Annotated in this window: 24 protein-coding genes; 5 read left to right on the top strand and 19 right to left on the bottom strand. The window is 70.0% G+C overall.

Features of this window, described 5'->3' with window-relative positions; all coding sequences use genetic code 11:
- Nucleotides 1-12: 12 nt before the first annotated feature.
- From ACLQ2O_RS40210 to ACLQ2O_RS40175, 8 genes are all read right to left on the bottom strand, one after another.
- Nucleotides 13-2,811, bottom strand: coding sequence for a DUF4153 domain-containing protein (locus ACLQ2O_RS40210; RefSeq protein ID WP_425842826.1), 2,799 nt, complete (start codon nucleotides 2,809-2,811; stop codon nucleotides 13-15).
- Nucleotides 2,808-3,509 carry a response regulator transcription factor gene (locus ACLQ2O_RS40205; RefSeq protein ID WP_425842824.1) on the bottom strand — a complete coding sequence of 234 codons (702 nt, stop codon included), beginning with the start codon at nucleotides 3,507-3,509 and terminating at the stop codon, nucleotides 2,808-2,810. The genes ACLQ2O_RS40210 and ACLQ2O_RS40205 overlap by 4 nt, the downstream gene beginning before the upstream one ends.
- A gap of 159 nt (nucleotides 3,510-3,668) precedes the next feature.
- A complete protein-coding gene (locus ACLQ2O_RS40200) occupies nucleotides 3,669-5,090 on the bottom strand; it encodes a hypothetical protein (protein WP_425842822.1) in 1,422 nt (473 codons plus the stop codon).
- Between the two features lie 22 nt (nucleotides 5,091-5,112).
- The gene (locus ACLQ2O_RS40195; RefSeq protein WP_425842820.1) at nucleotides 5,113-5,988 is read right to left on the bottom strand and encodes a MurR/RpiR family transcriptional regulator; all 876 of its coding nucleotides are present in this window, start codon (nucleotides 5,986-5,988) and stop codon (nucleotides 5,113-5,115) included.
- A 96-nt stretch (nucleotides 5,989-6,084) separates the two neighbouring features.
- On the bottom strand, nucleotides 6,085-7,062 hold the full coding sequence (locus ACLQ2O_RS40190) for a co-chaperone YbbN (protein WP_425842818.1): 978 nt from the start codon (nucleotides 7,060-7,062) through the stop codon (nucleotides 6,085-6,087).
- A 28-nt stretch (nucleotides 7,063-7,090) separates the two neighbouring features.
- Nucleotides 7,091-8,905, bottom strand: a complete 1,815-nt coding sequence (locus ACLQ2O_RS40185) for an NAD-binding protein (protein ID WP_425842816.1) — start codon at nucleotides 8,903-8,905, stop codon at nucleotides 7,091-7,093.
- Nucleotides 8,853-10,526, bottom strand: a complete 1,674-nt coding sequence (locus tag ACLQ2O_RS40180; protein WP_425842814.1) for an acyl-CoA mutase large subunit family protein — start codon at nucleotides 10,524-10,526, stop codon at nucleotides 8,853-8,855. The genes ACLQ2O_RS40185 and ACLQ2O_RS40180 overlap by 53 nt, the downstream gene beginning before the upstream one ends.
- A 67-nt stretch (nucleotides 10,527-10,593) precedes the next feature.
- Entirely contained in the window at nucleotides 10,594-11,094 is a 501-nt protein-coding gene (locus tag ACLQ2O_RS40175; protein ID WP_344178894.1) for a MarR family transcriptional regulator, read from the bottom strand.
- Between the two features lie 70 nt (nucleotides 11,095-11,164).
- On the opposite strand from ACLQ2O_RS40175, the gene ACLQ2O_RS40170 reads away from it, so the two are divergent.
- Nucleotides 11,165-11,902 carry a maleylpyruvate isomerase family mycothiol-dependent enzyme gene (locus ACLQ2O_RS40170; RefSeq protein WP_425842812.1) on the top strand — a complete coding sequence of 246 codons (738 nt, stop codon included), beginning with the start codon at nucleotides 11,165-11,167 and terminating at the stop codon, nucleotides 11,900-11,902.
- On the opposite strand, the gene ACLQ2O_RS40165 is transcribed toward ACLQ2O_RS40170, so the two are convergent.
- Nucleotides 11,903-12,643 carry an alpha/beta fold hydrolase gene (locus tag ACLQ2O_RS40165; protein ID WP_425842810.1) on the bottom strand — a complete coding sequence of 247 codons (741 nt, stop codon included), beginning with the start codon at nucleotides 12,641-12,643 and terminating at the stop codon, nucleotides 11,903-11,905.
- Between the two features lie 52 nt (nucleotides 12,644-12,695).
- Here ACLQ2O_RS40165 and ACLQ2O_RS40160 point away from each other — a divergent pair, with 52 nt between their 5' ends.
- Nucleotides 12,696-13,112 (top strand): VOC family protein, encoded by a 417-nt coding sequence (locus ACLQ2O_RS40160; RefSeq protein WP_425842808.1) that lies wholly within the window; start codon nucleotides 12,696-12,698, stop codon nucleotides 13,110-13,112.
- Nucleotides 13,113-13,238: 126 nt separating this feature from the next.
- On the opposite strand, the gene ACLQ2O_RS40155 is transcribed toward ACLQ2O_RS40160, so the two are convergent.
- From ACLQ2O_RS40155 to ACLQ2O_RS40140, 4 genes are all read right to left on the bottom strand, one after another.
- Complete coding sequence (locus ACLQ2O_RS40155) at nucleotides 13,239-13,802, bottom strand: dihydrofolate reductase family protein (protein ID WP_425842806.1); 564 nt, start codon at nucleotides 13,800-13,802, stop codon at nucleotides 13,239-13,241.
- A 65-nt stretch (nucleotides 13,803-13,867) separates the two neighbouring features.
- Nucleotides 13,868-14,617 carry a DinB family protein gene (locus ACLQ2O_RS40150; protein WP_425842804.1) on the bottom strand — a complete coding sequence of 250 codons (750 nt, stop codon included), beginning with the start codon at nucleotides 14,615-14,617 and terminating at the stop codon, nucleotides 13,868-13,870.
- Nucleotides 14,618-14,793: 176 nt separating this feature from the next.
- A complete protein-coding gene (locus tag ACLQ2O_RS40145; protein ID WP_425842919.1) occupies nucleotides 14,794-15,372 on the bottom strand; it encodes a phosphotransferase family protein in 579 nt (192 codons plus the stop codon).
- A 1,228-nt stretch (nucleotides 15,373-16,600) separates the two neighbouring features.
- Nucleotides 16,601-17,080, bottom strand: a complete 480-nt coding sequence (locus ACLQ2O_RS40140) for a MarR family winged helix-turn-helix transcriptional regulator (protein ID WP_425842802.1) — start codon at nucleotides 17,078-17,080, stop codon at nucleotides 16,601-16,603.
- A gap of 112 nt (nucleotides 17,081-17,192) precedes the next feature.
- Between ACLQ2O_RS40140 and ACLQ2O_RS40135 the strand changes: the two genes are divergently transcribed.
- On the top strand, nucleotides 17,193-18,326 hold the full coding sequence (locus ACLQ2O_RS40135; RefSeq protein WP_425842800.1) for an epoxide hydrolase family protein: 1,134 nt from the start codon (nucleotides 17,193-17,195) through the stop codon (nucleotides 18,324-18,326).
- A gap of 185 nt (nucleotides 18,327-18,511) precedes the next feature.
- Here the strand turns inward: ACLQ2O_RS40135 and ACLQ2O_RS40130 are convergent, their stop codons facing one another.
- The gene (locus ACLQ2O_RS40130) at nucleotides 18,512-19,477 is read right to left on the bottom strand and encodes an alpha/beta hydrolase family protein (RefSeq protein ID WP_425842798.1); all 966 of its coding nucleotides are present in this window, start codon (nucleotides 19,475-19,477) and stop codon (nucleotides 18,512-18,514) included.
- A 58-nt stretch (nucleotides 19,478-19,535) separates the two neighbouring features.
- Here ACLQ2O_RS40130 and ACLQ2O_RS40125 point away from each other — a divergent pair, with 58 nt between their 5' ends.
- Nucleotides 19,536-19,904 (top strand): MerR family transcriptional regulator, encoded by a 369-nt coding sequence (locus ACLQ2O_RS40125; protein ID WP_425842796.1) that lies wholly within the window; start codon nucleotides 19,536-19,538, stop codon nucleotides 19,902-19,904.
- Nucleotides 19,905-19,912: 8 nt separating this feature from the next.
- Here ACLQ2O_RS40125 and ACLQ2O_RS40120 read toward each other — a convergent pair whose 3' ends face one another.
- The gene (locus ACLQ2O_RS40120; RefSeq protein ID WP_425842794.1) at nucleotides 19,913-20,512 is read right to left on the bottom strand and encodes a hypothetical protein; all 600 of its coding nucleotides are present in this window, start codon (nucleotides 20,510-20,512) and stop codon (nucleotides 19,913-19,915) included.
- Nucleotides 20,513-20,524: 12 nt separating this feature from the next.
- A complete protein-coding gene (locus ACLQ2O_RS40115) occupies nucleotides 20,525-21,154 on the bottom strand; it encodes a helix-turn-helix domain-containing protein (RefSeq protein WP_425842792.1) in 630 nt (209 codons plus the stop codon).
- Between the two features lie 56 nt (nucleotides 21,155-21,210).
- Here ACLQ2O_RS40115 and ACLQ2O_RS40110 point away from each other — a divergent pair, with 56 nt between their 5' ends.
- Entirely contained in the window at nucleotides 21,211-21,882 is a 672-nt protein-coding gene (locus ACLQ2O_RS40110; RefSeq protein WP_425842790.1) for a uridine kinase, read from the top strand.
- 48 nt (nucleotides 21,883-21,930) lie between these two features.
- On the opposite strand, the gene ACLQ2O_RS40105 is transcribed toward ACLQ2O_RS40110, so the two are convergent.
- From ACLQ2O_RS40105 to ACLQ2O_RS40095, 3 genes are all read right to left on the bottom strand, one after another.
- Nucleotides 21,931-22,581 (bottom strand): dihydrofolate reductase family protein, encoded by a 651-nt coding sequence (locus ACLQ2O_RS40105; protein ID WP_425842788.1) that lies wholly within the window; start codon nucleotides 22,579-22,581, stop codon nucleotides 21,931-21,933.
- A gap of 117 nt (nucleotides 22,582-22,698) precedes the next feature.
- Complete coding sequence (locus ACLQ2O_RS40100) at nucleotides 22,699-23,430, bottom strand: PH domain-containing protein (RefSeq protein WP_425842786.1); 732 nt, start codon at nucleotides 23,428-23,430, stop codon at nucleotides 22,699-22,701.
- Between the two features lie 101 nt (nucleotides 23,431-23,531).
- Nucleotides 23,532-23,690 (bottom strand): hypothetical protein, encoded by a 159-nt coding sequence (locus tag ACLQ2O_RS40095; protein WP_184796222.1) that lies wholly within the window; start codon nucleotides 23,688-23,690, stop codon nucleotides 23,532-23,534.
- Nucleotides 23,691-23,805: the final 115 nt, after the last annotated feature.

Here is a 23,805-nt window from a genome sequence, read left to right as displayed (position 1 = left end):
CTGCTCCCCCGATCAGCCCCGCGGGCAGGTCGGCGGCGGGGACATTCGCCCGGTGGAGCTCGGGCTGATCAGGTCCTGCGCACGATGCCGGCCAAGATTCCACTCGAGCCAGTCGTCGGTGCTGCGTTCGTAGCCGGACAGCGCGCAGTCGGCGACCTCGTCGGGCAGCTTCGCGAGCACCGGTACGGCGTCGTCGGACAGGTTGTGCAGGTACCACCAGTCGACCTTGCCGGTCGCGGTGTACCGGTCGACGTTGTGCTGAGCGATCCAGGCGTCGGGATTGATTGCCGCGAGCATCAGCAGGAAGCTCGCCCCGCTGAGCAGCGCTGCCCGAGGCAACCAACCGGCCTCGAGGGTGACCCCGGCAACCATCACGCCGATGACGAGCAACCCGAGCCAGCCCTCGAAGACATCAACCAGCAAGCGCAGCTCGGTGAAGCCGTACGCCTCCTGGTAGACGTGCATCCGGTAGAGCGCCGAGGCAACGACCACGAGCGTGAGTACGCACAGCAGGCCGAGCGAGACCCGCAGCCAGAGGACATCGGCGGACGTCGTACGAGGTGCTTTGCGGGCAGCGGCCCAGACGACGAGCAGGGTGAGCGCGGTCGCGATGGTTAGTTGCCCGAAGCCCTGATGTACGTACTCGGCGTACGTGAGCCCGGTGATCCGCTCCAGGTAGTCGTGCCCGCCGAAGATCACGGTCGTCTGCGCGGCGAGGAAGACCAGGAAGACCCCGTCGACGAGCAGCACCGGCGCGAGCCACTCGTACCGTCGCGCCACCGGCCGCGCCGTACCGGCGTCGACCTCGACGTTCGGCGGGTTGATTCCGAGGTACGTCGCGGCCAGTACGACGCCGCCGACGGCGATGGTGATGAAGGCGCGCAGCACGAACGAGTCCAGCTCGAGGTCGGGGACGATCGCGCCCATCCACTCACCGAAGACCGCGTCGGCCGACGAGAACAGCAGGCCGAAGACCAGTACGCCGACAGCGGAGATGGCGATCGTCCGGACCATCGCGGCGTTGGCCCGCAGCCCGCCGACGCGGCGCACCGAACGGCCCAGCCAGGGCAGCCCGCGAAGCCCGGCTAGCGGCCAGGCGATGCCGGCCAGCACAAAGGACGGGACGCTGCGACCGTTCACCAGCGCCGCCATGCAGAGCGCTCCACCGGCGAACAGACACAGAACGGCGATCCATTCGGCGTCCCGTACGACGACTGTTGCTGCCAGCAACAAGCAGAGCGCCGCGCAGGTGACCGTGAACCGCGAACGCCGGTTGACGCTGAACCCGAGAATCACTCCCCCGGCCGCCACCAGGACCACGAACGTCCCCAGCCCGAGATCGCGGAACGGGAGGATGATCGCCGCCAGCAGACCGGCGCCCAGGCACCAGACCAAGGCCCGCAAGCTTCCTGGCACCGGCGCGTCGGGCCAGAACTTGCCGAACATCAGGTCCATCCCGGACTCGGGCGGGCGGGGCGCAGTCGCAGCTTTGGCGCCGGGTGGGGTGATGGTCGCGGTGCTGGAGACAGCGCTCGGCAAAGCCATCGGCTTGCTGCCGGGGGGTGCGGGCGGCGGCGTACTGGCTGCAGCCTTGGGCGCGCCGTCGGACTCGGCGTCGGAGCGCCGGTCTGGGGTGTCGCCTGGTGTCGTCATCGCTGGTTCCTGTGCCTCTCTCGGTGCTTGTGCGGATGCTGGCGCGGGCGGGCGCGGTGGGGCGGACGGGCGGGGGTACTGGGGAAGGTCAGCGGCGACCTGCGGGCCGGGGCGAGGGTGGTTCGGGAGGTCGACGCGGACTCGGGCGCCGGGGCGGGTCGGTTCGGGGTCGACGAAGTGGATGGTGCCGCCGTGGAGGTCGGTGACCCAGCGGGCGATCGCCAGGCCGAGGCCGGTACCGCCGCCGCCGTCGGTTTCGGCGAGGGTGCCGAAGCGTTCGAACACGCGGTCGCGGTCGGCGGCGGGGATGCCAGGGCCGTCGTCGGCGACCTCCAGGCGCCAGCCGTCGGCGCTGCGGCGGGCGGTGATGCGGACCTCCCCGCCGGCTGGGCTGTGCCGGGACGCGTTGTCGAGCAGGTTGGCGATCAGCTGCTGCAGGCGCGCGGGGTCGGCCGGGACGGTCAGGGCCGCAGGGGTCACGCGGACGTCGTACCGGACCTCTCTGGCGGTCACCCGCGCCTCGGCGACGGCGCGGTCCAGGAGCTCTTGTACGGCGACCTGCGTGGTGGTCAGCTTGGCCTTGCCCGCGTCGACGCGGGCGAGATCGAGCAGGTCGGAGGCCAGTGCGGACAGGCGCTCGGCCTGGTCCAGAGCCGTTCGCAGGGCGACGGGGTCGGGCTCGGCGACACCGTCGACAAGGTTCTCCAGTACGGCGCACAGGGCGGCCAGCGGGGTACGGAGCTCGTGGCTGACGTTCGCGACGAGTTCGCGGCGCTGGCGGTCGACGGCGGCGAGGTCCTCGGCCATGCGGTTGAAGGCGCGGCCGAGTTCGCCGACCTCGTCGCTGGAGGACGCGGTGACGCGGACCGAGTAGTCGCCGCGCGCCATGCCGCGTGCTGCGGCGGTCATCTCGCGCAGCGGCGAGGTCATGCCGACGGCCAGTAGTTGGGTCACCGCGAGGGCGAGGGCGACGGTGACCGGGATGCTGAGCCAGACCGGCACGCTGCCGACGGCGCCGACCGCCGCCAGGACGGAGGCCAGAGTGGTGCTGACGGCGACCAGCAGGCCGAGCTTGGCTTTGACCGAGCGCACTTGGTCGAGCGGTGCGGACCGCGGGGCTCCCTCGGTGAAAGGAAGGTCCTTCGACTCGCTGCTCACGGCGTACTGCCTGGTTCCAGGGCGTAGCCGATGCCGTGGACCGTGCGGATTCGGTCGGGGCCGATCTTGGCGCGGAGGGCCTTGACGTGGCTGTCGACCGTGCGGGTGCCGGACGCGCCGGGCCAGCCCCAGACTTCGGCGTACAGGTTCTCGCGGGTCAGTACGACGCCCGGGCTGGCGGCCAGACAGAGGAGGAGGTCGAACTCCGTCGGCGTCAGGTGGATCTCCGCGCCGCCGACCCAGACGCGGCGGGCGGCCGCGTCGACGCGGAGATCGCCGAGGTCGGGGGTGTCCGGGCGGTTCGCCAGCTCGGTGGCGCGCTCGACCCGGCGCAGCAGGGCGCCGACGCGGGCGACGAGCTCGCGCATGCGGAACGGCTTGGTCAGGTAGTCGTCGGCGCCGACACCGAGGCCGATCAGGATGTCGGCCTCGTCGTCGCGGGCGGTCAGCATCAGCACCGGGACCGGGCGCGCCGCCTGGATCCGGCGGCACACCTCGTGGCCGTCGAACCCAGGCAGCATCACGTCCAGCACCACCAGCTCGGGCTGGGTCGACTCGTACTGCGTCACCGCACCTGGACCGTCCCAGGCCTGTACGACGTCGTACCCGGATCCTCGCAGCCGGTCAGCGACCGCCTGGTTGATGACCGGCTCGTCCTCGACGACGAGGATCCTCGCGCCCGTTCCGTTGACTGGCATGCTGCGAGCCTAGGAGCCGGACTGGTCAGGAACCGGGGACGACTCGTGAAGGTTCTGTGCAGGTCCACGGATCGCGACCTTGTGCACGGCTCAGCCGGGAATCCGCGCTGGTGACGGCTGGCCGGTGCACAAAGTGCGCTCTGCGGGGTGAGGCGCGGGTCAGCGGGTGTGTAGGTGGAGCAACTGGGCTCCGCCCGCGGGGAGGTTGACCGGCAGGCCGCTCCCCCGGTTCGCGCCGAACTTGGCCGACACCGGGTGGAAGACGTCGACGCCCGTCACCTTCGCCGGGTTGAACGTGAGCGTCGTCCGGGAGGCCGTCGAGTGGGAGCGGTTGGCGACCAGGAGCCAGCGGTCGGTCGACGACGCGTCGCGGGAACGGAACGTGCCGATCACCGTCGGGGAGCCCGTCACAGCGGTGACGAGGTCGGTCGGGGTGAAGCCGACCGTCCCGTTCGGCAGCGGTGTCTCGTTGGCGTGAACGACCGATTCCGAGACCAGCGGCTTCAACTCGCGCCCGACGGGGTGCAGCCAGGAGTTGTTGATGTTCTTGGCTGCGGCGTACCGGGGTGTGCGCTTGCCGTCGACCGTGATCAGCGCGGGCCCGAAACCTTCGCCGCGAGCGGCCTCCGGCGTCCAGTAGGTGAAGTACTGGATGCCCTTGGCGCCGTACGCGAGGCTGATGTTGACCTGCCAGAGCAGCTCGGCCGCGGTCGGTTCGCGGTGACCGTTGTAGGCGAGGGTCTGGATGAACACCCACGCCGGCACGTTGCCGCGCAGCGCGGCGTCGCGGACGATCGCCCAGTTGTGGAAGTAGTTGCCGTCCTCCTGGCCGTCCGCGAGCAATGGGTAGCGGTCGAAGGAGACCAGCGACGGCTTCACCACGTCGACGAAGGAGTTGTAGTACGCCGGGTCGTCGGACGGCAGGAGGTTGACGTACGGCAGGAGCTGCGGCGCGAGCTCGCGGGAGATCGCGAGCGCCTTGGCCAGCGTCGGGAACCAGCCGGCGCCGGGCTCGTCGTAGAAGTTGAAGCCGGCGAGCGAGGAGTACGGGCCGTAGGCGTCGCGGGCGCGGGTGTAGAACTCGCGGGCCTCGGCGGGGCTGATGCTCAGGAAGTCGGCCGGCTGGTCGGAGATCGAGAACCAGCGGGACATGTTGCGGATCTGGATGTCGTCGGAGATCAGCATCTGCAGGCCGGCGGTGCGGGCCAGGTCGAGCTGGTACTGGAAGATGTTGCCGTCACTCGCGTAGTTGCCGGACAGGACGAAGTCGAAGCCGGCGTCGGCGATCTCGGTGAAGCGTTTGGCGGTGCTCTCGTACGGGTGCGGCGGCCAGAACAGGCCGATGGGGAAGTCCGGGCCGCCGGTGAGCGGCAGGTCGTCCGGCGACGGAATGTTGTTGGTGGCAACTACTTGGGACGAGGACGCCGCGGCCGGGCCGGAGCCCGACGCGGCGGAGCCGGCCGAGTCGGAGCCGGGTGCGGCGACCGCGGGTGCGGCAGTAGCCGCCGCGGCGGCTGCGGCACCGGCGCCCAGGAGCAGCGTCCGGCGAGTAGGGCCTAGCTTCTGGTGGGGGCTTTGCATGGTTCCTCCATGGCGGTGGAGCTCAGCGGTGGGGAGTTCGGTGGTCGGCGACCGCTTCGGCAGTGCGGTCGAAGGCTTGGGTGGAACGCTGGTAGTCGCACTGCGCGACCCCCAGGTACAGCGCGTCGAGCACGATCATCTGCGCGTGCCGGCCGGCCATCCCGCCGGTCCGGAAGGTGATGTCCCGCGCGGCGGTGACCAGCACGAGATCCGCAGCCCGCGCCAGCGGCGAGCGCGGGTAGTTGGTGACGGCAACGGTCGTGGCCCCGAGAGCACGGGCCCGGCGCAACGGTTCGAGCACCTCGTTGGTCTCCCCGGTATGAGAGATGCCGAGGGCAACATCTCCCGGACCGAGCAGCGCGGCGGTCGTCAGAGCGTTGTGCACGTCGCTCCAGCAGCTCGCGACGTGACCGATCCGGTGCAGCCGCAACCGCAGGTCCTCGGCGACGGACGCGGACCCGCCCACGGCGTACAGGTCGATCCGTCGTGCGCTCGCGACCGCGCGAACAGCCGCGCCGAGCGCCTCGACGTCGAGCTGCGCGACGGTGTCCTCCAGCGCCTTGGTGTCCGAGCGCAGGAGAGTCCGCAGTACGTCGGCCAACGTGTCGTCCGGGCTGACCTCGGTGCCGGTCCCCCGCTCCCAACTGCGCCCGCTCTCAGCGGCGAGGGCCAGCCGCAGCTCGGCGTACCCAGGCAGCCCGAGCGCCAGACAGAAACGCGTCACGCTCGGCAGCGACGTACCGCAGCGCGCGGCCAACTCACCGATCGTGGAGGAAGCCACGGTCGCCGGATCCCGCAGGACCTCCTGCGCGACCAGCGCCTGCGCCGGGCTCAGCGACGGCAGCAACCCCCGGATGCGCGCCTCCACGCTGGAGGGCGGTGACTCGGCGGCAGGCATGTGAATGATTCTCAGAACCTGACAGCACAACTGTCAATAGTTCACACCCCACGCCAAAGAAATGGGTGGCACCGGACCGGTGCCACCCACCGACTTCTAGAACAGCGCGGTCATCAGCTGCTTGCGCGCGCGGATCACCCGCTCGTCGTCACCGCCGACGACCTCGAACAGCTCCAGCAGGTGCAGCCGCACCGTGTTCCGCTCGTCGCCCGCGGTCGCCTGGATCGTCCGGATCAGCCGGGCGAACGCGTCCTCGACGTGCCCGCCCATCAGGTCCACGTCGGCGACCAGCATCTGCGCCTCGACGTCCTCGGGGTTCTCCGCCGCCCGCGTGCGCACCTCGGCCGGTACGTCGCGCGTCCGCTTGACCAGCTGGACGCGCGCCAGCCCGGCCTTCGCCTCGGCGTCGGCCGGGGCCTCCCTGAGCAGAGCCTCGTACGCCGCGATCGCGCCGTCCAGGTCTCCGGCAGCGACAGCATCCTCGGCGGCCTCGTACCGCGGGTCCGACTCAGGCTCAGCAGCCTCGTCACCGGCGGCCGCCGGCCCGACCGGCTCGGCGCGACCGGTGATCCCGTTCGCGACCGCGACCGTGAACAGCTGGTCGAGGTACTGCCGGGCCTCGGGCTCACCCAGCGCACCCTGGAACAGCGGCACGACCTGGCCGCGCAGCACCGCGATCACCAGCGGGATGCTCTGGACGCCGACCGCCTGGGCCAGCTGCGGGTTCGCGTCGACGTCGACACGGGCGAGCACGAACTTGCCGTCGTACTCGGTCGACAGCCGGGCCAGGATCGGGCTCAGCGCCACCGACGCCTCGGACCGCGGCGACCAGAACTCGACCACCACGGGGTGCTGGACGGACCGCTCGAGCACGTCCGACTGGAAGGTCGGCTCGGACACGTTCAGCACGTACGGGCCGGTCACGCCACCAGGTCCGGCCGGGCCACCAGGGCCAGGTCCACCGGCCCCCGGGCCGCCCGGACCACCCGGTCCGGCGCCGCCGGGACGCGCGGGCGGCTGCCGGAAGGCCGACAGGTCGATCGCTCCAGGTCGGGAGAAGTTCGGCTGGCTCACCGCTGCCCTCCGGTCACTACGTCTCGGTTCATGGTCCTATCCTCCCCGACCGGTCCGGCCGGTGTGGCGCGCGGGTCACCAGCAGCAGTCTGGCCAGCCCGCTCCGGGTCCCTGCGACGGCCAGCCGGGTGCCCGCGCGCAGCGCCCGTTCGAAGGTCGGCGTCCAGTCCCACTCGACGCCGTCCGCCCTGGCCAGCACCCGCAGTCCGCCCGGTTCGTCCAGCTCGCCGAGCCGTCGGCCGACCGCGACCGAGTCCCGCTCGACGGTCACCTCGGTGAGCAGCAGCACCCGGCGTCCGGCCGGCACGGTCGTCTGGCTGCGCCGGTTCGCGACCGCGGCCGCGATGGCCGGCGCGACCAGCATCGACACGGACCGGCTGTGCCCGAGCCCGAGCATCCGCTCGACCTTGTGCGCCAGGTCGTGGTCGAACATCCGCATCGTGATCCGGACGTCGTCGTTCAGGTCCCGGACGACCATCGCGGTCTCCAGGTTGGTGATGTCTCCGTCGGTCAGCGCCAGCACGGCCTGCGCCTGCGGTGCACCGGCCAGCCGCAGCGTCTCCTCCTGGCTGCTGTCGCCCATCACCACCGGGATCCGCAACCGATGAGCAGTCTGTACGCCGGGCGCCTCCTCGTCCTGCTCGACGCCGACCACCGCGACCCCGCGCTCGGACAGGATCTCCAGCACCCGCGCGCCGACGGTCCCGAGCCCGCAGACGATCACGTGGTTGCGCGGCCGCCCGCGCACCCCGCCGATCACGCGTGACAGCCGCGCCCCGATCAGCGAGTCGACGATCACCGCGGTGAGCAGCGCGACCAGCACGATCCCGGTCAGCTGCACCACCACCGCCGCCACCTTCGCGTACGGCGGGGCGTCGGCGAACACGTCGTCCTCGATCCCGGCCGACGTGACCGCGCCCATCACCAGGTACAGCGCGCGCAGCCACTCCACGCCGGTGATCCAGTGCGTCAGCGCCGTACCGACCACCACGAGCGAAGCCATCACGGCCGCGATGATCCGGACCCGGCGGTCGAGCACGTCCCGCGTCGCCATCACCCAGCCCTTACGTCGTACGTCCCGCTTGCGCCGTACGTCGTGCCGTACGCCGGTGCCGAGCACGATGTCCCCGGCCGGGTCGTCACTGGACTGCGGCAGCAGGTCAGGCGTGGCCGACGACGTCGTGTCGGCCAGCACCGTGACCTTCTCGCGGATCAGCGCGGCCGGGCCGGCCACCATCCGGCGGCCGCCGAGCTCGAGCCAGGTCAGCTCGTCGTCCTCCAGCGCGTCCGCGACGAACGCGGGCGCGGCCAGCGAGGGCCCGGAGATCACCACGCAGTCGCCGAGCAGCTGGTGCAGCTGGGCGCCGATCCGCGGGTTGACCATCTGGACGACGATCCGCAAGTTCTCGTCCATGTCGCGCGCGGTCAGCGCGGTGTGGACGTTGTGCACGTCGTCCGCGTCGAGCAGCACCAGTGCCCGCGCGGCCGACGGCTTGGTCCCGTCGCTGTCGATCCCGGCGCGCCGCAGGACGGACTCGCTGACCACCCGCACGCCCATCACCTGCGCGCCGAGCTCACCGATCCGCTCGATGTGCCGCGAGGCGGGGTTGACGATCGCGATGACCTGCTCGCCGGAGCTGACCAGCTCGGTGACGACGCGGAGCATCGTCCGGTCGGACCCGCAGACCACCACGGCCCTGCTGTCCGGGGTCTGGGCCTGCTTGTCAGCCTGGGTGGAGGCACGGCCCCGCCGGCGTCCTGTGGACGGCGGGACCTCGGCGACGGTCTCCTCAGAAGCGGGCGGGCTCTCGGTACTCGCCCCACTCGATCCGAAGAACGTCACAGATTTCCCCCATCGTGGCCTCCGCACGCGCCGCCTCCAGCATGGGTTCGATCAGGCTGCCGGTCCCCCTTGCCGCTGCGACCAGCGCCGTTAGAGTACGACGCACCTGGTCCTCGTCGCGTTGCCCCTTGCGCTCCGCGAGCACCCGGCACTGCTCGACCTCGACCTCGTGGCTGACCCGGAGGATCTCCAGCTCGCCGGCGACGGTGTCGGTCAGCGTGTTCACGCCGACGATCTTCTTCTCGCCCTTCTCCAGCTTCTGCTGGTACTCGAAGGCGGCGTCGGCGATCTCGGCCATGAACCAGCCCTCCTCGATGCCGTGCAGGATGCCTGCCGTCATCGTGCCGTCCGGGCTCATCTCCTTGATCCGCGCGAAGATCGCCTCGGCCTCGGCCTCGATCTGGTCGGTCAGCGCCTCGACGTACCAGGAACCACCGAGCGGGTCGGCGACGTTGGTGACGCCGATCTCCTCCATCAGCACCGACTGGGTCCGCAACGCGATCTCGGCCGACCCCTCGGTCGGCAGCGCGAGCGTCTCGTCGAGCGCGTTGGTGTGCAGGGAGTTCGTGCCGCCGAGCACCGCGGCGAGCGCCTCCACCGCGGTCCGGACGACGTTGAGCGTCGGCTGCTGGGCGGTCAGCGAGACGCCCGCGGTCTGGGTGTGGAACCGCAGCCACTGCGCCTTGCCGGTCTTCGCGCCGTACTCGTCGCGCAGCCACCGGGCCCAGATCCGCCGGCTCGCGCGGAACTTGGCGATCTCCTCGAAGAAGTCCAGGTGGCTGTCGAAGAAGAACGACAGGCCGGGCGCGAACACGTCGACGTCGAGCCCGCGGCTCAGCCCGAGCTCGACGTACGCGAAACCGTCGGCCAGCGTGTAGGCCAGCTCCTGCGCGGCCGTCGAGCCGGCCTCGCGGATGTGGTAGCCGGAGACGCTGAGCGGCTTGTACGCCGGGATGTTGGCGGCGCAGTACTCCATCAGGTCGCCGATCAGGCGCAGGTGCGGCTCCGGTGGGAACAGCCACTCCTTCTGGGCGATGTACTCCTTGAAGATGTCGGTCTGCAGCGTGCCGTTGAGCTTGGTGATGTCGGCGCCCTGCCGCTCGGCGGCGACCAGGTACATCACGAAGGCCGGTACGGCGGGCCCGGAGATCGTCATCGACGTGGTGACGTCCTGCAGCGGGATGTCCTTGAACAGGCGATCCATGTCGGTCGCCGAGTCGATCGCGACACCGCAGTGCCCGACCTCACCCAGCGACTTCGGGTCGTCGGAGTCGCGCCCCATCAGCGTCGGCATGTCGAACGCGACCGAGAGGCCGCCACCGCCGCCGTTCAGGATCATCTTGTAGCGCGCGTTGGTGTCCTCGGCGTTGCCGAACCCGGCGAACTGCCGGATCGTCCAGGTCCTCCCCCGGTACCCCGTCGCGTACAGCCCGCGGGTGAACGGGAACTCGCCCGGCCAGCCGATCCGCTCCATCCGCGGGTCGTCGTACCCCTCGGGCGGGCCGTAGACCGGCTCCACCTCGCTGCCGGACAGCGTGGTGAAGTCTGCCTCCCGCCGCCGGGAAGCGTCGTACCGCGCCTGCCACCGGCTGCGGCCGGCACCGATCTGCTCAGCGTCCATGACCCCAAAATACTAGGACGTCCAACTATTTCCCAGCGCGGGGAGGTGTCGGGCGGGTTTTCCTGCCTCAGAAGTCGCCGGCGTTGTGCCGCAGCGGCTCGAGCACGGACCAGAGCACCTTGAGCTGCTCGTCGGTCAGTCCGCGCAGCGCGAAGTCGGCCTTGACCAGGTCGTCGGTGGCCTTTTCCACCAGCTCGCGCCCCTCGGGGGTGATCTCGCAGAGGACGGCCCGGCCGTCGTCCGGGTGCGGCGTGCGGGTGACCAGGCCGGCCGCTTCCAGCCGCCGGACGATCGAGGTGACCGAGGTCGGGTGGACCTGCAGGCGCTCGCCCATCTTGCCGAGCGGGAGCGACCCGCGGCGGGAGAAGGTCAGCAGCACGAGTGCCTCGAACCGGGCGAAGCTCAGGTTGTGCTTGCGCAGGATCTCGTCCAGCTCACCGATGACGATCTGCTGGGCCCGCATCAGCGAGGTCACCGCCCGCATCTGCTCCACCGCACCCCAGCGCCGCCCCCACTGCCGCGAAGCCTCGTCGATCGGGTCGAACGGCAACGGTTTCTTCCTCGCCATGCCCGAAACACTAACCGTCCCCGGCCACTGCCGTGGCAGAACTGTCCGTGGGACCTGCCATGCTCTGCGGATGTCGTTGCCTGCTGCGTTCTACCTCGACTGCCTGCGCGCCGATTCGGACCGCCTCGCGGAAGTCGCCCGCCTCGGCCTGACCGCCGCCGTACCGTCGTGCCCCGGCTGGACCGTCGACTCGGTCGTCCGGCACACCGCGACCGTGTACCTGCACAAGATCGAGATCCTCCGCCTCGGCCGATTGCCCGACCCGTGGCCGCCGGACCTCACCGACCGCGAACCACTGGCCCTGTACGACGAAGCGCGGGCGGCCCTCCTGAACGCCTTGGAGAAGGCCGGCACGTCGCTGGAGACCTGGACCTTCTCCCCGTCGGACCGGACCTCGGGCTTCTGGTACCGCCGAATGGCCCTCGAAACCGTTGTCCACCGGGTCGACGCCGAGCTGGCCCACGCCGTCGTGACGCCGATCGACCGCGACCTCGCGCTCGACGGCATCGACGAGGTGCTCACGCTGATGGTCGGCGGGCCCTGGTGGGCCGAAGGCGACACGACGGCGCCCGTCGACGCGACCGTCCGCGTCACCGCCGACGGCAACTCCTGGACGATCAAGGCCGACGCCACCAGCGCGATCGTCACCCGCGACACCGACGCCGAGGTCGCCGCCGAGATCTACGGCGACCCCACTGACGTGCTGCTCTGGCTCTGGGGCCGGCACGACGACAGCGCCGTACAGACGTCCGGGTCTCCAGAGGCCGTCAAGGCCTTCCGTGGTCGCGTCGCGGAGTGCACGACCTGATCAGGGATGAGTGGCGCGGTAGCGGGCGGCCTTGGCCTGGTTGCCGCAGGTCTTCATGCTGCACCAGCGGCGCCGGCGGCCGCGGGAGTGGTCGAGGAAGAACCAGCCGCAGCGATCGCACCTGCGGACCGGACGATCGGGCGGGTTCAGCACCAGCCCGATGCCGCGCAGGGCGAGAAACGCTTGGGCGCCACGGGCATCTCGGGGCGTGATGGTCCCGTCGAAGCTCAAGGAGACCTCGCCGTTCCGTGCTGCCCCGAGGAGCCCGTCGAGAGCTTCGACCGGTACGTCGCGACCGTCGGCCTGCGCGTCGAAGATCGGCCAGAGCAGGCTGCGGAGCGCCCGGGCTTCGTGCAGCAGCACGTCGTCGGCGGCGGACGACGGCGCGGCATCGGCCGGCCGCAGTCCCGCGTGACGCATCCAGCCGGCCAACGCGTCGCCGTCGGCGATCAGGGCTTCGACGACCTGCGCCAGGCGCTCGAACGTGCACTCGTCCAGCTGTGGCGCGTCCGAGAAACCGAAGCCCGGCAGGTCGGGGGCGATCACGTAGTTGCGCTCGCCCAGTGCCGGGAGCACGTCCCGGAACGAGTAGGAGGAGCTCGGGAAGCCGTGCAGCAGGACCACCGCGGTCGACGACCGTACGCCGGCCTCGCGGTAGTGCACGCTCAGGCCGTCGACCTCGGCGTCCAGATGTCGTGTCTTGGTCGATCGCTTCACGCGTTCGCCGAGGTCATCAAGCACCTGCGCTGAAACTCCGTCGACGTCGCGCGGCCGCCGTCCGTACGGTGGCCGCATGGGCCTGCGCATCGGTGCACTGATCGTCGACTCCGCCGATCCCGGCCGGCTGGCCAGGTTCTGGGCGGAGGCGCTGGATTGGGTGATCAGCCGTGACGTGGATCCCGAGTGGGTTGTTGAGCCGCCCGAGGGGAGTCGCGAGGACTGCGTGGTGGCCGACCTGCTGTTCATCAAGGTGCCCGAGGCCCGGTCGGGCAAGAACCGGCTGCATCTCGACCTGCGCCCCGAGGACCAGGCGGCGGAGGTCGCCCGACTGGAGACGCTGGGCGCTACGTGCGTCGACATTGGGCAGGGCGAGGGCCGGCCGTGGATCGTGATGGCCGACCCGGAGGGCAACGAGTTCTGCGTGCAGGACGCGCATCCGCCGGAGGTCCAGGCTGATTGGCTGCGGCGGTACGGGGCTTATCGGCGGTAGTTGTGTCGGCGGTAGCTGTGTCGGCGCTGGGCTGTCAGTCGTGGGCGGCGAGCGGCAGCCGTGGGCGTCGGTCGTAGGTGCTGAGCACGTTCCGGCCGGCGCAGGACGGGCGGACCGCGTGGGGTGTCAGTCGTGGAGGGTCGGTCGGTAGATGAGCTCCTGGATGTTGCCGTCGAGGGTCCGGCTCTCGAGCAGCTCGAGGTCGAAGTCGGCGGCGCCCTGGAAGACCGGTTCGGCGCCGGTCCGGCCGGTGATCACCGGGAAGATCGTCAGTTGCACGCGATCGACGAGGCCCGCGGCCATCAGCGCGCGGTTGAGGGACAGGCTGCCGTTCGACCGCAGCGGGATCGGCGACTCCTCCTTGAGCCGGGCGATGGCGTCGACGCCGGTCACGACGGTCGCGTCGGGCCAGTCGAGCGGGCCTTCGAGGGTGGTCGACACGACCGTGGTCGGCAGGCTACGCATCCGGGCGTTCACCGGGTCGAGCTCGATCGAGCCCAGCATCTCCGCCATCTGGCGGAAGGTGGTCGCGCCGAGGACCAGGCGCTGCTCCTCGCCGTACAGGGCAAGGCGGCGTTCGAGGAACTCCGGGCCATGCTTGCCCCAGTAGCCGCCCCAGTCGCCGGGAGCGTCGTACGAGGCGAAGCCGTCGAGGCTGGCGAAGATGTCGTAGGTGTAGATCGCGGTCACGGTGCTCTCCTCGTCTGTGGTCGTTCATCCCTGCAACGAACGCCGCGGCCGCGATCCGACACCGTCTACGCCTGCAGTTTCGCCAGGTCCCGTACGGCGTACCGGTGGTGCTCGGCCTCCTCCTTCAGGATCACCTTCAGGCAACGCCGTACGACGTACTCCTGGTCCGGGTAGGGATCGGCCGGCTTGCGCCCGCAGACGCGGTCGAGCTCGGCCTCGGTGAGCGCGTCGACGGTCCGACGCATGACGGCCATCCGCGCCCGCCGCAGCGCGAGGACCTCATCGAGCGACGGCTTGGCGTCGGTGGTGAGCCCGAGCTTGGCCGACTCCTCGGCCGGCATCCCACCGGCCGGATAACCCAGCGGGTGGTACGGCTCGGCCTCCTCGAGCACCGCGTTCCCGAGCCAGGCATCACTGCCGAACAGCAGGTGCCGGTGGGTCTCCACGAACGACCACTCCCCATCGACCCGCTCTTGAAGCGTTGCCTCAGGCAACTTTCTGGCGCGCTCGATCGTCTCCGCCCACTGGGCTTCGACGACATCCCAGACCGCGCGGTAGTCGTCAGGGGTCTGCACCTCACGCGCCATCCGCCGCGCGGGGTGCTGCCGGTCGAGCTCTCCCTCGACGTACGCGGTCACGTCGACGTCGTTCACCACGAGGCGCTCGAAGTCCCCACCGAGAGAGACCTCGCTCCCGTAACAGTCGACGATCTTCAGCCCGTCGACCTCACAGTCGCGAATCTCGAGCCCGGCAAGGTTCGACAGATGAATCCGCCCACCCTGAAACTGGTCACTCTGTACGAAGTCAGCAGCCATTCCAGCAGTCTGGCCCACTGCTCCGACAATTTCCGCCGACCAACTCGAACCACCGCGCGTCGATGGCCGGCGACGGCGAACCACCACATGCAGCTGGGCCGATGCCGGCGTCGGCCTCGGCGTCGGCGTCGGCGTCGGCGTCGCACAGCAGACCGCGATGCCGGCGTCGGCGTCGGCTACTCGAGCAGCCCAAGGAAGCGTTCGGCTTGTCGTTCTGCGGTTCCCGGCGGATTGCGATGAGCTGACGGACCACCCGGGCGAATCAACGTGAGCCAGAACGCCGCAAACAGTCGCCGCGCATCCGCGAGCCGCTCGGCATCCACCGGGTAGCGACCGAGGAACGCACTCCAGTCGGTCCCACGGGACGCGAGGTGCTCAACGAGGTTGGCCAGCTCCACCGCGAGATCACTGCCCCCGGCATCCTCGAAGTCGATGATCCGCACGCGCTCGCCGTCCCAGAGGTAGTTCGCCAGGTTCGGATCCCCGTGCCCGATCACAGGATGCGCCGGCTCCACCAGCGCGTCCACCGCCGTTCCCGCCAGCCACTCCCCCGCGGCCCGATGGGCCTCGCCAACGAGACCTCCACCATCCCAGGAGGAGATCCCTCGCCTGACCCGCGCAACAAATCCCTCGAAGTCGATCGGCTCAACCTCCCCCGAACGAACCGACCACAACGCATCCAACGCCACCTGAAGCCCATCCAACTGCGCCGCCGACAACGCTCCCCCCAACGCCCACCCAGGAAGCCGACTCATGCGCACCACCGGCCGCACCCCCGCCAAGGCAGCGCCCACCACCGCAGCACCCACCCCCGACGGCACACCCCCTCCCGGCCCCGGCACCGCATCCGCTTCCGCCCCGGACATCGGGCCCGCTCCCCCTCCAAGCCCCGGCACCCCACCCACTCGGGCTCCCGACCCGGACGCTGGATGCGCTCCCCGACCCGACCCGAGCACCTGACCCGATCCGGATCCGGATCCCGTACCCAGCACGGGCCGCGATCCAGCAGCCGGCAGCGACCCCGTTCCTCCAGCCGCACTCCCTCGCGGCACCGGCCCCGCTCCCCCACCCGATCCCGCTTCCGCTTCCAGTACGGGTCCCGCTCCCCCACCCGCTTCCGCTTCCGCTTCCAGTACGGGTCCCGCTCCCCCACCCGCTTCCGCTTCCAGTACGGGTCCCGCTCCCCCAGCCGCTCCCTCACCCGGCACCGGATGCGCTCCCCGACCAGCCCCGGGCACCTGCCCCGCTCCCGCACCCAGCACAGGCCCCGGTCCCGCACCCGATAGCGGCCCCGGTCCCGCACCCGCTCGCCCTCCCGGCGCCGGCCGCACACCCCCACCCGATCCCGCACCCAGCACGGACTCCGCTCCCGCTCCCGGCAGCGGCCCCGCTCCCCCAGCCGCTCGCCCTCCCGGCGCCGGCCGCACACCCCCACCCGATCCCGCACCCAGCACGGACTCCGCTCCCCCACCCGGCAGCGACCCCGCTCCCCCACCCGCCCCGGGCACCTGCCCCGCTCCCACACCCAGCACAGGCCCCGCTCCCGCACTCGGCAGCGGCCCCGCTCCCCCAGCCGCTCGCCCTCCCGGCGCCGGCCGCACACCCCCACCCGATCCCGCACCCAGCACAGGCCCCGCTCCCGCTTCCGGCAGCGGCCCCGCTCCCCCACCTGACATCGGATGCGCTTCCCCGGCTGCTCGCCCTCCCGGCGCCGGACTTGCTCCCCCATCCGGTCCGGTCTCTCCGCCCGGTGCGGCGAAGGTGAGTTCGAGCGGGACCGGCACCAAGTCGGGTCTCGCCGCGGAGACCACCTGTAGGACGGTCCACTCCCGTAGATGCTCGCCCCGGCTCCAGTCGACGTACGTCTTGGTGACCACCTCACCGTCGATCTCCACCTGGTGCGTGTGGCTCATCGCCCTCCTTCCACCCACAGGCCCCGCCCGGCGATCGCCGCGCCCACGGCGACCGCCGCTCCGGTGCCGCTCAGCGCCAGGGACCTTCGGCCTCGCCGGCTTGCTGGTCGTGGTGGGCCAGAAGCCTGGTCAGCAAGCCGGTCAGCTTTCGGCGGTCCGCCGGTGACAGCGGTGCCAGCAGTTCGTCCTGGGTCTGGGCCAACTGCCCCTCCAGCACCCGCAGCCGTCGCTTGCCCGCCGCGGTCAGCGAGATCACGTTGCGCCGCCGATCACCCGGATCCGGCGAACGCTCGACGAAAGACTCCTCGGCCAACTCGTTGAGGGTCGCCACCATGTCGCTGAGATGAATCCCGCTCCGTCGCCCCAGCTCGGCCTGGCTCGCGGGCCCGAACTCCTCCAGGGTCGCCAGCAGCCGGTAGTGGTACCCCCGCGCGCCTACCGACGCGAAACCCTCCGCCAGCAGTCGCTGCGAATGACCGGCGGTCTGCGACAACAGCCAGCTGGGCAGCTTCATCCACGCAGGGGACGCCTTGTCGGACGAGTTCTCCATCCCCCCACCCTAGCGAATCGTTAGTCCTCCCAACGATCGTGTTATCGTTCGGACCATAAACGTTAGTTGTCCTAACGTTAATCCCACTAACGACCAGCAGGAGCCGAGCAGCATGATCAAGCCCTTCCGCATCGCCGTCCCCCAGGCCGACCTCGACGACCTCACCGACCGCCTCGCCCGCACCCGCTGGCCCAACGAGGTCGACGACGCCGGCTGGGACTACGGCTTCCCGCTGGCCCGGCTCCAAGAGCTCGCCGACCACTGGCGCACGACGTACGACTGGCGCAAGCACGAGGCCGAGCTCAACGAGCTTCCGCACTTCACCACCGAGATCGACGGCCAGAACATCCACTTCCTGCACGTCCGCTCCCCCAAGCCCGACGCTCTCCCCCTGGTCCTGACCCACGGCTGGCCCGGCTCGTTCCTCGAGTTCCTGGACATGATCGAGCCCTTGGCGCAGGACTTCCACCTGGTCGTCCCCTCCATCCCCGGCTACGGCTTCTCCGGGCCGACCCACGAACGCGGCTGGGACGTCGTCCGGATCGCAAGCGCCTGGGCCGAACTGATGAGCCGCCTGGACTACCACCGTTTCGGCGCCCACGGCGGCGACTTCGGAGCGGGCATCTCGCTCGCCCTCGGCGCGGTGGCACCCGAGCGGGTGGTCGGCGTTCATGTCAACTACCTGCCCACCCGCCCGGATCCCGACCTGAACCTCGAACTGTCCGCAACCGACGAGGCACGTCTCGCCAAAACCAGGGAGCTGATGGCGAACCGCCCGCCGTACCAAGCTCTGCTGGCCAGCGCCCCGCAGACCATCGGCTACGCGCTCACCGACTCACCGGTCGGCCAGCTGGCCTGGATCGCCGAGCGCTTCGCCCAGTGGACGGACCCGGCCTCACCGATTGATGACGACCGAATGCTGACCGACATCTCCCTGTACTGGCTGACCGCCACCGCCGCGTCCTCGGCGCGCCTCCACCACGACGCGCCACGCCGCATCGAGCCCTGCCCCGTACCGGTCGGCGTCGCAGTCCTCCCGCACGACATCACACAGTCGGTCCGTCCCCTCGCCGAGCGCCGCTACCAGATCGTCCACTGGTCGGAGCTCCCCCGCGGCGGCCACTTCGCCGCGATGGAGGTCCCCGACCTGCTCGCCGAGGACGTCCGCGCGTTCTTCCTCGACGGGGGCCTCGAGACCGGTCAGCGGCAGCGAGAAGACCTCCCGCGCGACGAACAGCACCAGTAGGTCGGGCGGGTCGGCAGCCTTCGAGACCGAGCAGGCCGGGCAGGCCGGGCAGGCCTCGACGCCGGGCAGGCAGGGTCGGGCGGCCCTCGAGACCGGGCAGGTCGGCGGGCCTCGATGCCGGGCGGACCGGCCGGGCGGGCGGACCGGCATCGAGCGGACCGGGCCGGGCCGGGCGACCGTGCGTCCTAGCCCTGCTTGGACTCGATCATCCCGCGAGGATTACTGGTTGCCGACAGCTCCTTTCGTACCGCGGACCAGCTCGCGCTCTCGATCCCGAGTGCGTGCCGGAGGTAGGCCCAGGTCGTGTGCTGGATCAGCGCGACGCGATCTGGGTCCTCGTCGGTCGTCTCGCGGACCTCGTACCCGGCAATGCCACCCAGCGAGTGCTCACCCCCGAACACTGTCAGCAGACTCTTGTCGCCAGGGCTGAGGTGGTACGGGTCCGTCGTCCACTCCGGGCCGCGATGCGTCAGCGGCAAGTCGTCCTTGTCCCCGGCAACGACGAGGGCCGGCGCCGTCAGGTGGGTGAAGTCCGGATTCATGAACGGGAAGTGTTCAGCCGCGTACGGCGTCAGATCGGCGCCGCCCTTGCCCGCGGTCGCGATCAGTACGCCGGCCTTGACCCGCGAGTCCGAGAGATCCTCGCCTACTGGACCGAGCACCCGCGAGTCGGAGAGGACTTCGCGAGCCGGTTCGAGCACTCGCAAGCCCAGCAGGACCCCCGCCGACTGACCGCCGAACGAATGACCGGCCACCGCCAGCCGATCCCGGTCGACCCGCCCGGCAAGCCCCGGTACGGCGGCCTCGAGCAGATCCAGTTGGTCGAGGATGCGCTTCAGATCTTCGACCCGATACCGCCACAACCTCGCCGTACGGGGGTCATCCGGCGACAGCCCAACGGTCCTCGAATCGAGATGCGTCGGCTGGATCACCACAAACCCGTGAGCAGCCCAGAAGTCCGCCAGCGGCCCATATCCCTCCAAGGACGACCCGTGGCCGTGCGACAGCACAACGGCCGGCAGCGCGCCGCCGCTCACCGGCGCGCTGACTTTCACCCTCAGGTCCACACCACGACCCGGCGCCGCCAGCACCACCGGCTTGACCGAAACAATGGGACTCGCCGGCGTCAACCCGGCGTTCGATGTCATCATGGATCCACGCTAAAAGCTGACGCTGACGTCAGGGGCAAGTCTTGTTACGGAGGTCACCATGCGCATCGGCGAACTAGCCACCCGAGCAGGAGTCAGCGTCCGCGCCCTCCGGTACTACGAAGAGCACGACCTCCTCGACGCCACCCGCAGCCCCAGCGGCCAGCGCCTCTACCCGGAGAGCGCGGTCGACCGAGTCCAGCTCATCCAGGAGTTGTACGCCGCGGGCCTGTCCAGCAAGTCGATCGTCGACCTCCTCCCCTGCGTCGTCGACGGCCGCGCCACTCCCGCGCTCATCACCCGCCTCGCGACCGAACGCGACCGCATCACCGAGCAGGCCACGGCCCTCCTCACCACCCGCGACAGACTCGACAAGGTCATCACCGCCGCCACCACCAACGCCGAAACCGGCCGATCCTGCCGGGCATGACCGGCCGCTCAGGAGCCCGCAAGCATCTCCCCGAGCTGCACGCCGAAACGCCGAAGGTGCTGCCCTTTGGCCATGTACGCCGCCAACTCGGCCGGGGTCTTCCGCGGGTTTCGCATCCGGTTGGACATGCCTTCGACAGCCTCCAGCACCAGATCGGGCACAGCGGCCATTCGCTCCAGCATGAATCGGTCCGGCTTCAGGACGGCAAGCCCTGCCGGCCGAGACGCGACCGGGAAGTCCCGCGTGTTGTCGGTCACCAGGTGGGTTGCCTCGACGCCGACCGCGACAGCAAGAACGTGCCGGTCCTTCTGATGACACGTCAGGTCAGGCACCAGGGGAATCCAGAACTCGCCCGGCACACATGCGTCGGGAAACGCTCGATGCATCTGAGCCATGGTCTGCCCCACGGCAGCAACCGCCGCGTCCTTGGACAGCTCCGACCGCTCGATCAGCTGCGTCACCGAGTTCCGTCGCACCTCGTCGAGAATTTCGTCCTGCCAGACAGGGCGAAACACTGATTCGTGGGCGCACGACAGCAACAGGTCCCGTAGGCCCGGAGGAATCAGCACACACGCGTCAAGAGCGGCTACGGGCCACTCCGGCAGCACGGACGACATCCGTCAGAAGTCCGCCGGGTCGTAGCCATCGCCGGGGACCATCGCCGTCAGCGCCTGCTCACGTTCCAGCCGGTGGCGCCGGCCGTGCTCCTGGACGTCGGAGAGCAGGAACCGGTGACGATTCCCCACCATCTTGTGCGAGAGCTTGCCTTCGCGGGCGAGCTTGACCACGTGCGGCCGGGAGACGTTCAGCAGGTCAGCCACCTCTTGGCTGGTCAACTCTGTGTCGCGGGTGTTGCCGAGAACCAAGGTCACCGAACCGGAACTGAGTGCGGCGAGGATCTGACGAATCGCGGCAAGTGTCTGTCCATCGACCTTCAGGCTGGACTGACCTTCGACGATCGTGATCTCTCCACCCCTGGCGACGATCATTTCGAGCTCCCGAAGCCGGTCGCGCGGAGGTGATGCGATCGGCATCAGCAACGCACCCCGCCGAGAAGCCCCTGCCAGCTGCGCCGGAGGCTTGTGACCTGACTCCTCAGCCGGCTTCCGACGGCGTTTGGTTCGAGTCGGCGCCGTCGCGGCAAGGCCCGACGCCGCGTCATGACCCGAACCGTGCCTGCGCGCCGCAGACCCGGCGAGCTTCTTCGCTCTTACCTTCCGAACAGCACTTACGCTCTTCTTCGCAGCCACGGTACCCCCTCTCGGCTCCATCCTATCCGAAACAGCCGAAACGAGAAGGAGACGCAATGAGCCAGCGGAGCGGGGTTCTGGCCGGGTTGGCCGATGCGATCCTGAGCGTCGAGCGGGTGCACCCGGTGCGGGTCGCGGTCGACGGTTGTTCGGCGGCGGGCAAGACGACGCTCGCGGACGAGCTGGCCGGCGTACTGCGGAGCCGGACCACCCGTGAGGTCGTTCGGGCCGGTATCGACTACTTCAAGCGGGCGCCGGAGTTGCGCACGGCGTACCCGGTCGAATCGCCGGAGAGCTACTACCTGGACAGCTGGGACCACGATGCGATCCGGGAGCGGTTGCTGGTGCCGCTCGGGCCGGGAGGCGACCGGCGGTACACGACCGCGATCAGGGAATCCAACGGCCGGGCGTTGGCCGAGGCATCCGTTCACACGGCGGCTCCGGACGCCGTACTGGTGGCAGACGGCGCGTTCCTGCAGGTGCCGGCCCTGATCGACCACTGGGACCTGCGGATCTACGTGGACGTCAGCTTCGACGAGGTCCTGCGGCGCGGGACCGCCCGCGACCAGGCGTGGATGACGTCCGCGGCCGCGGCCGCGGAGCGCTACCGCAGCAGGTACATCCCCGGCGAGCGCCTGTACGTCGACCAGATCCGGCCGCGGTCGCGGGCGCAGATCGTGGTCGACAACGAGGACCCCGCTCGTCCGAGGATCGCCCGGCGAGACTGACGACTTCTCGAGACCCGCACTGCCGGCCGCCCCGCCTGGATCATGCCGCTACTTGCGCCAGAAAAGGTGGTGGGTCACGCCGCTCGGGCTCGGTACGACGTCCAGGTGGTAGCGGTCGAGCAGTTCGTCGGGGGACTTCCAAAGGTGAAGACCGGAGCCGAGCTCGATCGGGGAGACGGCGACGTGGAGAGTGTCGATCAGGCCGGCGTCGAGGAACTGGCGGATGGTCGTGACCCCGCCGCCGATCCGGACGTCCTTGCCCTCGGCGGCTTCCTGGGCCTGGGCGAGCACGGTCGCGGGGTCGCCGTCGACGAAGTGGAACGTGGTGTCCGAGAGCCGGTACGACGGGCGCACGTGGTGGGTCATCACGAACACCGGCGTACGGAACGGCGGCTCGTCGCCCCACCAGCCGCGCCAGTCCTCGTTCTCCCACGGGCCGCGGTACGGGCCGAACTTGTTGCGGCCCATGATCTCGGCGCCGATGTTGTGGGTGAAGTCGCGGGTCAGGAAGTCGTCCAGGCCGCGGCTGCCGCCGGGCTCGGTGCGGTTGGGCCAGCTCGCGGTGGCGCCCGCCCAGCCGAACAGGCGCTCGGGGCTGGGCAGACCGAACGGGCTCTCCAGCGTCTGGAGATCACCGAACCCGGCGGCGATCCCGTCGCTCGAGACGTTGAAGTTCTGGACCTTCAGCAGTTGCGCCACGTGTTCCTCCTGTGATGACGAGGACCGCCGGGCGGCGGACCCTCGCCATCAGGTCGGACCCGGTCGCGGGATCTTGACCTGTGCTGGAAGAAAACTTCGGGCAGTACGCCGTACGGGCTAGTCGTCGCGGTCCTGGTCGGTCCAGTTGGCCTGCTCGCTGTTGAAGATCGACTTCGAACTGCTGCTGGCCACCCGGGTGGACGCCGAGGCCGCGGGGGCCTGGCGCGGGATGGTCGTGGTGACCTCCTGCGCGGTGTCCATCCCGATCGGGCCGGTACCGTCGTCGTCGGTGTCGTCATCGTCGTCGGACTGGACTACGTCGACCGAGGCCGAGGCCCGCAGGCCGGTCCGCTGGATGACGCGCTGGATGGTCAGGTCGCGGTCGTCGGGACGGCTGACGAACCGGATCTCACGGAAACCCTGGTCCTGCGCGGCCGACTCGAAGACGAAGTGGCCGTAGCCGAGGAACCTTCCGGTGATCGGTTTCTGCAGGGTGATGTCGAGGATTCGCGCGATCGGCGTCGTCGCGACGGTCTGGGAGAACACGCCCCGGATGCGCATGACGCGCATGTTGGTGACGACGAACCGGTCCCGGTGCTCGCTGAGGAAACGCCAGAAGGCGTGCCCGAGCAGGATCAGCACGATCGCCAGCAGCGCGACGGCCGCCGCTCCGGGGGTCTGCCACAGCGTGACGGCGAGCAGCACCGTCGCCAGCGCGACCTCGAGCATCGGCACCGCGAACACCACCCAGTGGTGCCGCACCTCGTCGATGACGACTTCGCCCTCGTCCGAGATGAGATGGCGCCGGACCTTCGGATCGAAAATCCGGAACAGGCCTATTCCGGCCATCCACTCACTCCCCTGTCCACCCCGCTGTCGGCCCTTCGGCCACGATCCTTACAGCCAAGTGTCCCGCACGAACGGTCGTGCCGGGACACTTGACGCAATGATCAGTTGAACAGCGCGGACAGGAACGTGATCACGCTCCCGAACGCATCACCGACGGCCGAGAACGCACCTCCTACGGCGTCCGCAGCACCCTCTGGCTGGGTGAACAGGTAGAACGCCGCAAAGGCGATGACCAGCCAGATCAGCAGCTTCTTCGGCATGTCACCACTCCTCGTTCGCAAACCTTGTCGGTCGACTGTGTTTCTATCACGGATAGTCACCATCTGTCACTGACTGAACACAGCCCACAGCATGATGCTCACCAGCTACAAGTCC

The sequence above is a fragment of the Kribbella sp. DT2 genome (genome assembly GCF_049844575.1).
In the GTDB taxonomy this organism is placed as follows: Bacteria; Actinomycetota; Actinomycetes; order Propionibacteriales; family Kribbellaceae; genus Kribbella.
The sequence above is the reverse complement of the archived record's forward strand: the minus strand, read 5'-3'. Positions and strand labels throughout refer to the sequence as shown.